9 protein-coding genes are annotated in these 10,961 nt (G+C 64.7%); 5 read left to right on the top strand and 4 right to left on the bottom strand.

The features are described 5' to 3' along the window. Positions 1-9 precede the first annotated feature (9 nt). The gene (locus ACIPUB_RS19620; protein WP_407608919.1) at positions 10-90 is read left to right on the top strand and encodes an FAD-dependent monooxygenase; all 81 of its coding nucleotides are present in this window, start codon (positions 10-12) and stop codon (positions 88-90) included. On the opposite strand, the gene ACIPUB_RS19615 is transcribed toward ACIPUB_RS19620, so the two are convergent. Both ACIPUB_RS19615 and ACIPUB_RS19610 read right to left on the bottom strand, forming a co-directional pair. After that, complete coding sequence (locus ACIPUB_RS19615; protein WP_407608918.1) at positions 91-1,260, bottom strand: hypothetical protein; 1,170 nt, start codon at positions 1,258-1,260, stop codon at positions 91-93. It lies immediately after the preceding gene. 72 nt (positions 1,261-1,332) lie between these two features. Next, positions 1,333-4,695, bottom strand: coding sequence for an SNF2-related protein (locus tag ACIPUB_RS19610; RefSeq protein WP_407608917.1), 3,363 nt, complete (start codon positions 4,693-4,695; stop codon positions 1,333-1,335). 377 nt (positions 4,696-5,072) lie between these two features. Between ACIPUB_RS19610 and ACIPUB_RS19605 the strand changes: the two genes are divergently transcribed. After that, positions 5,073-6,350 carry an NAD(P)/FAD-dependent oxidoreductase gene (locus ACIPUB_RS19605; protein WP_407608916.1) on the top strand — a complete coding sequence of 426 codons (1,278 nt, stop codon included), beginning with the start codon at positions 5,073-5,075 and terminating at the stop codon, positions 6,348-6,350. A gap of 176 nt (positions 6,351-6,526) precedes the next feature. Here the strand turns inward: ACIPUB_RS19605 and ACIPUB_RS19600 are convergent, their stop codons facing one another. Both ACIPUB_RS19600 and ACIPUB_RS19595 read right to left on the bottom strand, forming a co-directional pair. Beyond that, the gene (locus tag ACIPUB_RS19600; RefSeq protein ID WP_407608915.1) at positions 6,527-7,381 is read right to left on the bottom strand and encodes an SDR family oxidoreductase; all 855 of its coding nucleotides are present in this window, start codon (positions 7,379-7,381) and stop codon (positions 6,527-6,529) included. Next, positions 7,378-8,007, bottom strand: a complete 630-nt coding sequence (locus ACIPUB_RS19595; protein ID WP_310289711.1) for a uracil-DNA glycosylase — start codon at positions 8,005-8,007, stop codon at positions 7,378-7,380. Before ACIPUB_RS19595 ends, ACIPUB_RS19600 begins: the two co-directional genes overlap by 4 nt. A 113-nt stretch (positions 8,008-8,120) precedes the next feature. On the opposite strand from ACIPUB_RS19595, the gene ACIPUB_RS19590 reads away from it, so the two are divergent. The 3 genes from ACIPUB_RS19590 to ACIPUB_RS19580 all read left to right on the top strand — a co-directional run. Further along, entirely contained in the window at positions 8,121-8,645 is a 525-nt protein-coding gene (locus ACIPUB_RS19590) for a nucleoside deaminase (RefSeq protein ID WP_407608914.1), read from the top strand. Between the two features lie 136 nt (positions 8,646-8,781). After that, a complete protein-coding gene (locus ACIPUB_RS19585; protein WP_407608913.1) occupies positions 8,782-10,371 on the top strand; it encodes a long-chain-fatty-acid--CoA ligase in 1,590 nt (529 codons plus the stop codon). Positions 10,372-10,565: 194 nt separating this feature from the next. After that, the coding region (locus tag ACIPUB_RS19580) for an SH3 domain-containing protein (protein WP_407608912.1) at positions 10,566-10,961 on the top strand (396 nt) is incomplete at its 3' end.

Here is a 10,961-nt window from a genome sequence, read left to right as displayed (position 1 = left end):
ACCGTCCGTCTGCTCAACCGCGCTTCCAACCAGGAATACACGGTGCGTGCCCGCTATCTCGTGGGAGCCGACGGCGTTAATATCCTTTAACTAAGCCAGCAGTTCCTCGGCCACCCGCGTCAGTGCCCGTTCCAGCGAGGCGCGCAAGACGCGCGGCACCCGCACGTGTTTTCCGATGCGCACCAGCCCCTCGGATTCCGCTGCGCGGAGCAGCGACTCCGCGGCGGGCACCGTCTTTTCAAAGAGTGGCTGCAGATGGGCCTGCTCGGGTTCGAGCTCCCCGGGAGCGGGAACAGCGAAGGCGGCTTCCGTGCGTGGGGGATTGGCCGACCCGGCCTTGCTCAGCAATGCGGCAGCCATTTGCGTCACGGTGTGGTCGTTCTCCGATCCCACCGCGTTGAGCAGGATGTGGGCGTAGAGACCCTCGGCGATGAGGTCTTTCACGCCGCGTGCGCTGAATCCCGAATCGGCGTGCAGCGCTTCGCTGACTACTGGGGTCGGGACCGCCTTTCCGTGCTGGTTGGTCAGCAGACCGGCTCGCAGCAGCGAGTTCCAGTAGGCGTCCAGCTTTGGCAACTGAACGAGCGTGGCCACTGCGGCACCTGCCTCCGGTTCCCAGGGCAGCTGCGTAGCCGCGGCTCCGGGGTCGTGGAGAACCGTGAGACCCACGGCCGCGGCGGCCGGCGCCAGGTCCACATCCAGCAGTGAGCCGTCCGGACGGACGTCGCGGCCCTCGCCGACCCATGCCAACAGCGCCCGCGCGGTGGAAACCATGGGCAGTTTGGCCCAGCGGGCATCCGCGCCGTCCTCATCGAGTTCCGGAACGACCACGGGGGACTCCCCGCCCTGGGCGGAGATCAAATCGAAGACCGCTTTGAATCCCTCCACCGAACCGGACCAACGACCACTTTCGGCCAGGAAGAGCACGAATTCCCGCAGCATCGAAGCGCAGGCAACCGCAACCTCGTCACCGATGGCGCGCAGATCTTCGAACTGGATCGACAGCGCGTCGTGGTCGAGTTCCGACACCGCTACCTGGCCGCGAAGCCGAGCGTGGACGGTCAGCAGCGTCACGAGCCCCTCGATGCCAGCTTCCGTATCGGCCGCGTCGTGGCGTTGGTTGAAGAAGGCACGCAGTTGGGCCACGTAGGGCCGCATCGCGACGCGCACCTGGTTCTCAAACTTGGACGTTCCAGCACTCGAAGTGCGGGCGGGGTGCCCGCTTCGCGACTTGTTGCTGGCAGGCTTCGATTTCGACATTTTGGCGTCGTCCCCTCTTTGGTACTTGGAAATCCTTGGATGCTACGGAATATTCAGTCGGCCGGTGCCCACTCAGTCGGCAAAGAGCGAACGCACATCGTCGGCGCTGATGGCCGAGGCGAAAGCCGCATCGTCATCCAGCACCGCGGTGAAGAGCTTGGCCTTCTTGTCCTTCAGCGCCATGACCTTTTCCTCGATGGTGTTCTTGGAAACCATGCGGTAGACCATGACGTTGCGCTTCTGGCCGATGCGGTGCGCTCGGTCGACGGCCTGGTTCTCCGAGGAGGGGTTCCACCAAGGGTCCATCAGGAAGCAGTAGTCGGCCTGGGTGAGGTTTAGTCCGAACCCGCCGGCCTTCAGCGAAATCAGGAACACCTGGACCTTGCCGGAGGTGAAGGACTCGATGACCTTGGCACGCTTGGTGGTGGAGCCGTCCAGATAGGCGTGCTCGATCCCTGCTTCGGTGAGCCGGTCGCTGGCCTTGGACAGGAACGAGGTGAACTGGCTGAAGACCAGGGCGTTGTGGCCCTCGGCGGTGAGGTCCTCGAGCTGTTCGAGCAGGGCGTCGAGCTTGCTGCTGGGCACCGAGGCGTACTCGTCGTCGATGAGCGAGGCATCCAGGGAAAGCTGGCGCAGCTTGGTGAGGGAGGAGAACACCGCGAAGCGGTTCTTGTCCATGTCCTCGAGCATGCCCAGCACCTTTTGGCGTTCGCGCTGCAGGTGCCGCTGGTAGATGGTGCGGTGCTTGGGGTTCAGTTCCAGTTCCAGGACCTGTTCCTGCTTCTCGGGCAGGTCGGTGGCCACCAGCTCCTTGGTGCGGCGCAGCATCAGCGGGCGGATGCGGCGCCGCAGGCGCGACAGCGCCTCGTTGTCGCCGTCCTTCTCGATGGGCTTGCGATAGGTCTCGTCGAAGCGCTTGAGCGTGGGGAAAAGCCCGGGAGCGGCAATCGCAAACATCGACCACAGCTCGGAGAGGTTGTTCTCCATGGGAGTGCCGGTGATGGCGAGTTTGAAGGACGTCGGGAAGTCGCGGGCCTGCTTGGATGCCTGCGTGGCCGGGTTCTTCACGAATTGCGCCTCGTCCAGGATCAGGCCCGAGAACGTCGTGGCGGCGTATTCCTCCTGGTCGATGCGGAACAGCCCATAGGAGGTGATGACGATGTCGACCTCGGCGGCGATCTCGTGCGCCGGGACCCCGCCGCGGCGCACCGTCTCGGTGATGTACACGCTGCGCAGGTCCGGGGCGAAGCGCTTGGCCTCGGCCTCCCAGTTGGAGACGACGGAGGTCGGGGCCACGACGAGGAACGGCGGCATCTTGCCCGCGGTCTCGTCGTGGTTGTCCTTGGCGTGCTGGATCAGCGCCAAGGTCTGCAACGTCTTGCCCAGCCCCATGTCGTCGGCAAGCACGCCGCCCAGGCCGTTGTCATAAAGGAACGAAAGCCATTCGAAGCCCTCGCGTTGGTAGGGGCGCAGGGTGGCATCGATGCCGGCGGGCAGTGGGGCGTGGGCGACCTCAAGGATGTTGCTCAGTCCCTCGGAGGAGGCCTTCCATGCTTCGGAGGCCTCGACATTGGTGGCGATGTCCTTGAGGTCTTCCCAAAGCGAGGCCTGATGCTTGGAAATCCGAATGGTCCCATCCGTGGTGGAATCCGAGAGAGCGCGGGCCTCCTCGATGAGCCGGCGCAGTTGCTCGTATTCCGGGCGGTCGAGCGCGAAGTACTTGCCGTCGGGGAGCATCAGGTACTCGTCGCCGTGGGCCAGGGCCTGGAAGAGTTCGGTGAAGGGGACGTTGCTGCCATCGATCCGCACCTCCACACCCAAATCGAACCAGTCGTTGGTTTCGGTGTTCTCGGCCGTAATGGTGATCAGCGGGTCGGCGGTCAGCTCCTCGAAGTCAATGGTTTCGCCCTCGATGGTCACCTCCAGGTTTTCCATCGCCTGCAGTGCCGGCAGGGCGGCGGTGAAGCGGGCGGCTTCCACGCCGGAGATGACTATGGTGCCGTCGGTGGTCCGTGCCTGCTGCTGGATGTTGCCGAGGGCTCCAGGGAAATCGGCCATGGCCGCGCCCGCCTCACGCTGCAGGGCGAGCTCGGCCTTCGAATCGCGGTCGACGCCGGGGACCGGTGCGTTGCCCAGGGGAACCCGGGTCTCGCCATAGACAAAGCCCCACTGGAGTTCAACGCCGGGAACGCCCGCTTTCTCGTCCTTGCGCCTTCGTGCGGTGTCCGGCTTGACGAGGATGTGCTTGATGCGCAGCAGCATCTTCGGGGCAAGGGAGGTCGGCACCTCGACGGAGCTGTCGAGGGAGGATAGTTCCGTGGCCTTGGCGAGCTTGGGCAGGTATTCGCGTTCGAAGCTTTCCCGTCCATTGGCCGGGACGACCACCTTTTTGTCCGTGGCGAGCAGGCCGGTGATCAAAGAGGGGATCTTGGCGCGCGTGGGAGCCAAGCTCAGGTTGAGGTGCTTCATGCCTTCGCTGGCGTTCCACCAGAAGACGCCGTGGTCGGAGACGGCACCGATGAAATCCGTGTCGAACTCCGCGGGCAGGACGTCGAGGGCGGGTCGGATCCGCAATTTCCTGCCCTCCGATGCGACGTCGGTTCTGATAGTTACGGGCTCGTGCACCTTCACAGAGGATTTTGCCGACGGCCCGCGCAACTCGATTCCCAGCGCCGTGGCACGTTCCAAATGGTTCCAGACCATGGGGCTGAGGAAGTCGCTGGCCGACAGATGCGTCCCGTTCCAGGCGGCAAACGAGTTTAGCTGCAGCAGCGTGCAGAACCACTCCACCTGGTCAGGGTCGTAGGTGTAGTCGAAGGGCAGCACCGGCACGCCGCCGGTGCGGGTGTAGCGGAAATGCTGCCAGGCGAGGTTGCCTGAGACCCAGCGGCCCTTGTCGTTGAGCTGGACGGGACGCAGGACCAGTTCAAGCTTGGAGGTGTGCGGGATGTCCCCGTTCTTGATCTTCTGCATCGCAGCGGCCTGGTACCGCTGCAGGGTCCGGGGCCGGAGCTCGAACTGGACACCCAGGGTGCGTTCCTCGGTTTCCGTGGGCTGGGAGCCGCCGTCGCCAATCAGGGAGTCCAAGATGCGCTCCCAAGGTGCCTTGGGATCGGGTTCCTCGAAATTCGTCTCATCCCACATGTAGGCCAGGAGTGCCGCTGCTGCATGCTTGCAATTGGCGCCCACCGGACAGGTGCAGATCCCGTGCTGGGGCATCAGGAAGCCGTGGCGGACCTGGGAGTGGACTGCGGTGCGGTAGACCATGCCGCCCGAGCCCAGGACGCTGGCGCGCACGATGCTCATCGGGGCAACCCAGCCTACGTCCAGCACCCTGCCCTGGCTGGCATAGGCCGCACCGCGGTCAAGGCTCAGCGGACCGACAAGTTCCCGGATCAGAGTGGTCGACGAAAGCACTGGAGCAACGGGAAGCATGGAAATAGTCTAAAGGGGACCGCCCATGCGACGGAGCCAAAAGAACTGTAGTGCGACTGTCGGCTGAATGCGGTGGGTGGTTCCCGGGTGGGTCGTTCCATTCCATCGGACAGTTAGGCGGCCCGGGTGCTTGCGCGAATGGTTGATTCGATCGAGGATGAGAGCAGGTCAAACCACACGCTGACGGGTCAGAAATGCGTCGTCATCAATGCCTGATGCAGGAAAAACTAAAAAGTAACCGGTTTGCTGTATTTAATGCAGATTAGGCGATGTAGTGGCCTGCGTCACCGACGAAAAGTGAAATGCCGTTGCTTCGAGTGGCTTTCACCGCCAAAGTTGAGATCCAGAGTTGGAATTTCTTGAACGGAGTGTGAACCATGGCCAGCGCAGCGACGCCAGAACATGTTGTAATCGTCGGTGCCGGGTTCGTCGGCCTGTCCGCCGCCTGGTACCTGCAGGAAGAGGGCGTCAAGGTCACGGTCGTGGATCGCGGGGGAGTTGCCTCGGGCGCTTCTTGGGGCAACGCCGGCTGGCTGACCCCGGCACTCACCTTGCCGATTGCCGAGCCGTCCATCTTCACCAGCGGACCGAAGATGTTGCTGGATCCCGCGTCCCCGCTGTACGTTCCGTTGAAGGCCGATGCCAAGCTGCTTCGCTTCCTGGTGGGCTTTGCCTGGCACAGTACGCCGAAGAAGTGGCAGGAAGCCATGCGCATCTACTCGGAGATCGGAACCACCGGACTGGATGCCTTCGACGAGATCGCCGAGAACACCAATGCCGGCCCGGGCGTCGTCGAGAAGACCAAGCCGGCCAACCCCTTCCTGACCGGCTTCAAGTCCTTGAAGGACCGCGACGGCCTTCTTCACGAATTCGACATGATCCGCAAGACCGGCGGCAATGTCGAGTTCGACCTGCTCACCGGCGACGAACTGCGTGCCATCGAACCAACCCTCTCCGACGAGGTGGCGGCCGGTGTTGCGATCAAGAACCAGCGCTTCCTGAACCCGCCGAAGTACATGGAGTCCCTGGCCGAGTCGGTGGTGGCCCGCGGCGGCGACATCGTTGGCTCCTTCAACGTCACCGACATCCGCGACAACGGCAGCTCGGTCACCGTCATCGGTTCCGAGGGCCGCTCGATCACCGCCGACCAAGTGGTCATGGCGACCGGTGCCTGGATGAACGACCTGGCCAAGAAGTTCGGCGTGAATGTCGTTGTCCAGGCGGGACGCGGCTATTCCTTCACCGTCCAGCCAGAGGTCATGCCGACGCACCCGATCTACTTCCCGTCCCAGCGCGTGGCCTGCACCCCGCTCGGGGACCGCTTCCGCATTGCCGGCACGATGGAGTTCCGCGACGCCAACCACCCGCTGGAGCCCAAGCGCATCGAGGCCATCGTCGCCGCGGCCTCCCCGGTCTACAAGGGCATCAACTGGGAGAACCGCAAGGAGGAATGGGTTGGCGGACGGCCCTGCACCGCCGACGGCCTGCCGCTGGTCGGGGCCACCAAGTCGCCCCGCGTGCACGTCGGCGGCGGCCACGGCATGTGGGGCGTGGCCCTGGGCCCGCTGACCGGCAAGTTGCTGGCCGCGGGCATCGTGGGCAAGGAAAAGCCTGCCGTTGCACGCCACTTCAACCCGCTGCGCAAGGGCTTCTAGGTCTTTGTAGGCCAAAACGCCGAAAACCCCGGCGATCGGTGCGGATCAATAGATCGCATCGCTCGCCGGGGTTCCTTGCGTGAGGGACAACCGATCCCACCGTGACGCCCGTAGTGGCGGGCCCGACCCCAGGAACCCCGCCGTCGCGCAACGGGCGGAGCCTGCCTGCCGGCGGCTCAGGGGTGCCGCACGCCTTCGCCCGCAAGCACGCTGGAATAGCCTTCGCGGTAGGTCGGGAACGCGAATTCAAAGCCGCTGGCGAGCAGCCGGGCATTGGACAGGCGTCTGTCGCCGCCGCGGTTCACCGGGGCTTCTCCGACCTCCGGCCGGGGAACGCCGAGGCTCGAGGCCAGGAACCCCTGGACCTCGCCCAGGTCCGCCGGTTCGTGGTCGACACCCAAATACAGCGGGGCAGGCACGGAGTTCATGGTGCACAAGTGCACGATGGCAGCAGCGGCATCGTCGCGGTGGATCCGGTTGGTCCACACGGTTTTTCCGGGGGTGCGTGCCTTGCCGTTGCGCACCTGGTTAATCAGGTGGTTGCGGCCGGGGCCATAGATTCCGGACAGGCGCAGGATGATTGGCGTCGTTGCCCTGCCCCGAACCAGTTCCTCGGACTCCGCCAGGATCCTGGCGGTCGCGGTGCCCGGGGAGACCGCGGTGTCCTCGTCGACCCAGCCGCCGGCCGCATCTCCGTAAACGGCAGTGGAGGAGACCATCAGGAATCGCCTGGGGGACACCTCATCGCGCGCCAAGGCGTCGAACACCCGTCGTGCAGCAACTAGGTAGGTGCGACGGTAGGCATCTTCGCTGCGCTCGGGCGCGGCGGGCGTGAAGACGACGGTATCGGTGCCGGGATCAATCGCCGGCAACGGGGTGGATTGATCGGCCAGGTCCACCCGGTGTGTGGCGAATGCAGAGGGCAGCACTTCGGGCCGGCGGCGCCAAGCGGTGACGTGGTGCCCGGCGGCTGCGAAGCGCAGGCCCGCCTCGGTGCCGAGATCCCCGGCACCGAGAACGAGGACCTTCACTTGGCCGGTGGACGCAAACCGGCGCGAGCCATGGCGTCGGCGTACGCGGCCACCATTTCGTCGAACCACGCCTGCTGCTTTTCGGCCGAACCCAGGAAGGCGCGGTCGGCGGTGGAACGCACTTCGTAGATCTTGATGCCGCGCTGGTTGATGACCTGCTGGCCGCCTGCCTTGATCCAGGCCTGGACCAGGCGCTTGGCCTCGGTGCCGTGGGCCACGATCGCCGAGGTGCGGTAAGCGATGCGCATCAGCTCCTTGAGCGGGCGGATCCCGGCTTTCACCTGGTCCGGGGTCAGTTTGGTTCCGCCGTCGGGCAGTTCCCACGGATAGACATTCCACGGGATAGCAAAACGCGGCTCCAACCCGGCAGTCTCATAGACTGCAGCGAGTCGTGCCGCGGTGGGATCGTCGTTGCGCAGGGACAGGAAGCCCGAAGACGTTCCGGGGCCCGGCGCGATTTGGAGCGAGATAACCCGAGCCTCGTCCACGTCGTGCACCGGGTCGATAAGTGGAACCCGGGAACCGGGCTGCTGGTCCTGCAGCTTGCGACATAGTGCCGTGAGCTCGGCGACGGAATCGTCCTCCACCTTGCTCAACTGTTCTTCAAAGTACTCGGATTGGCTCATTATTCACCTTTCGCCCTCCCACTGAGCCTACGCCGATTACCCGTCGCGCGCATTCCGCCTTTCAACGGCCTGCCCCGGTGGGCAAATCGACGGACATGTCGCATGATGGGCACATGGGACTGACGCGCTTGGACATTGACCATCTAACCCGCTGTGTTGCATTGGCCGAGGAGAGCCTGGAGGCAAGCGACGAGCCCTTCGGCTCCATCCTTGTCGACGCCGAGGGGTCCGTGCTTTACGAGGGCCGGAACCGCGTGGCCGGCGGGGATGCCACCGCGCATCCGGAGCTGGCAATTGCGCAATGGGCGCTGGCAAACCTGGATCCGGAGCGCAGGGCGGCCACCACGGTGTACACCTCCGGGGAGCATTGCCCGATGTGCGCCGGGGCCCACGGCTGGGCCGGCCTGGGACGCATCGCCTTTGTTGCCTCGGCGGCGATGCTTGACTCCTGGCACCGGGATTGGGGTGCCGGGCGCGGGCGGGTGGCCGCGTTGCCCATCAACCTGGTGGTTCCGGGCATCGAAGTGGTCGGGCCCGCGGAGGAGCTGGTGCCGCGGATCCGCTACCTGCACTTCCAGGCCCACCAGGGGACGTTGCGTCGTCCCGCCGCCGTCGAGGGCTTCGGTGGCGCGACATAAACGGTGAAACCCGGTGTCGAATTGTGAAACTGCGTTCCGAAACCTTACTCTGGGCTAGGGAAAATGTCGTCGGCGTCACACAATGCCACAGGCGACTGGGACCGGAAAATTCGACGAAGACCGGAATGAGGACCACATGGGTGTGCAACCACTGGCCAACCACTCGGAACTGACACCGTTGCGATTCCTGCAGCGCTCGGCGGAGGTGTATCCGTCCAAGGAAGCCATCGTGCACGGGTCACGGTCTTACAGCTACGCGCAGTTCGGGGCGCAGGTGCAGCAATTCGCCAAGGCACTGGCCGCGCGCATCGTTCCCGGTGACCGGGTGGCGGTGCTGGCACCCAACATTCCCGAAATGCTGGTCGCCCACTACGCCGTCCCGCTGGCCGGCGGCGTGCTGGTGGCCCTGAATACCCGGCTTTCGGCGCGCGAACTGGGCTACATCATGGAACATTCGGCCACGAAGTTGCTCTTTGCCGACTCGGAGCTTCTGGGCGCCGCGGCGACGCTGCGCGCAGAGGTCCCGTCCCTCGAAGCGCTCATCGAGATCCAGGACCCCGAATTCACCGGCACCAGGGCCGAGGTCCAGGTCGATGGAACCTATGCCGATTTCATTGCCGCCGGCACCGGGGAGGACCTGGACTACGCGATCGCGGACGAGCGAGCCCCGATCACGCTGAACTACACCTCGGGGACCACCGGCAAGCCCAAGGGCGTGTTGTACTCGCACCGAGGCAGCTACCTGAACTCGATGGGGGAGGCTTTCCACCAGGGCTTTGACGCTCACACCCGCTACCTGTGGACGCTGCCGATGTTCCATTGCAACGGCTGGTGCACTCCCTGGGCCGTCACCGCTGCCGGCGGCACGCACCTGTGCCTGCGCGGCGTCCGCGCGGAACCGGTCTGGGACGCCATCGACGACCTCGGCGTCACGCACCTGTGCGGCGCCCCCACGGTCTGCTCCATCATCGCCGACTCCTCCCGTGCCCACGAGCTGGAGAGCGGCATCAAGATCACCACCGCCGGAGCCCCGCCCTCGCCGGCGATCATCCGCAAGCTGCAAAAACTCGGCATCGAGGTCGTTCACGTCTACGGGCTCACCGAGGTCTATGGCCCCTACACGATCTGCGAATACCAGGACGCCTGGGACGAGCTGGACGACGAGGCCAGGGCGCAGAAGGTCTCGCGGCAGGGCGTGGGGATGGTCCAGGCCGAATCGGCGCGGATCGTGGATGCTGACATGAAGGACGTGCCGGCCGACGGGGAGACGATGGGCGAAATCGTGCTGCGCGGCAACAACGTCATGATCGGCTACTACCGGGACGAGGAAGCCACCGCCGCGGCGTTTTCCGGCGGCTGGTTCCACACCGGGGACCTAGGCGTCATGCACCCCGACGGATACATCCAGCTCAAGGACCGCGCCAAGGACATCATCATTTCCGGCGGGGAAAACATCTCGACCATCGAGGTCGAGCAGGCATTCGCAAGCCACCCGGAGGTCATCGACGTCGCGGTGATCGGCGTGCCGGACGAAAAATGGGGCGAAACGCCGGTTGCCTACGTCATCCGGGCCAGCGGATCGCAGGTCGACGCGGCGACGCTCCAGGCCCACGCTCGCACGCAATTGGCCGGTTTCAAGGTTCCCAAGGCCATCCACTTCCCGCAGGATCTGCCGCGCACATCCACCGGAAAGGTGCAAAAGAACGTGTTGCGGCAAAACGCCTAGCGCGTCCGCAACCAGGTGCGTTTCAGCGGTTGGTCCTCCCGAAAAAACAACACTGGGAGGGCCAATTTACTTCAATCCCTTCTGTAACACCCGTGACATTGGCAACTCCAGACACATAGGGTGTACCCAAGCGAGCACTTATCCACGGGGATTGATGTCTCAGGGTCAATTCCTTTGTTGAAGGAGTAATCACCATGAGTCCCCAACCCCTACTTTCCCTGCGGATCGCAGCGGCGACATTCGGTGCGTCAATGGCGGTGGGGGCACTGGCCCCCGCGGCGGCGGCAGCACCGGTCCCCACGGGCGCAGCTCCACTGCAACTCAATGTCGCGAAGAAGCCACTCGCCCCGCGTGCGCAAACCACCACGGTCATTCGAACCACCGCGAACCTGAACCTGCGTCAGAATGCCGGTGCCCATTACGAGTCCTTGGCTGTTCTTGCCAAGGGCACGGCGGTTACTCGGACGGGCAAGGCCAGCGGTGTTTGGTGGGAGGTCAAGGCCGGTTCGCGGACCGGTTGGGTGAGTTCCAATTACTTGGCGAGGAGTACGGGCCAGGCGCCGGCTCCCACGTCGGCTGCGACGCATCGG

Source organism: Paeniglutamicibacter sp. ORCA_105, assembly GCF_045798545.1.
Classification (GTDB): Bacteria; Actinomycetota; Actinomycetes; order Actinomycetales; family Micrococcaceae; genus Paeniglutamicibacter; species Paeniglutamicibacter sulfureus.
This window is presented reverse-complemented; position numbering and strand designations above follow the sequence as displayed.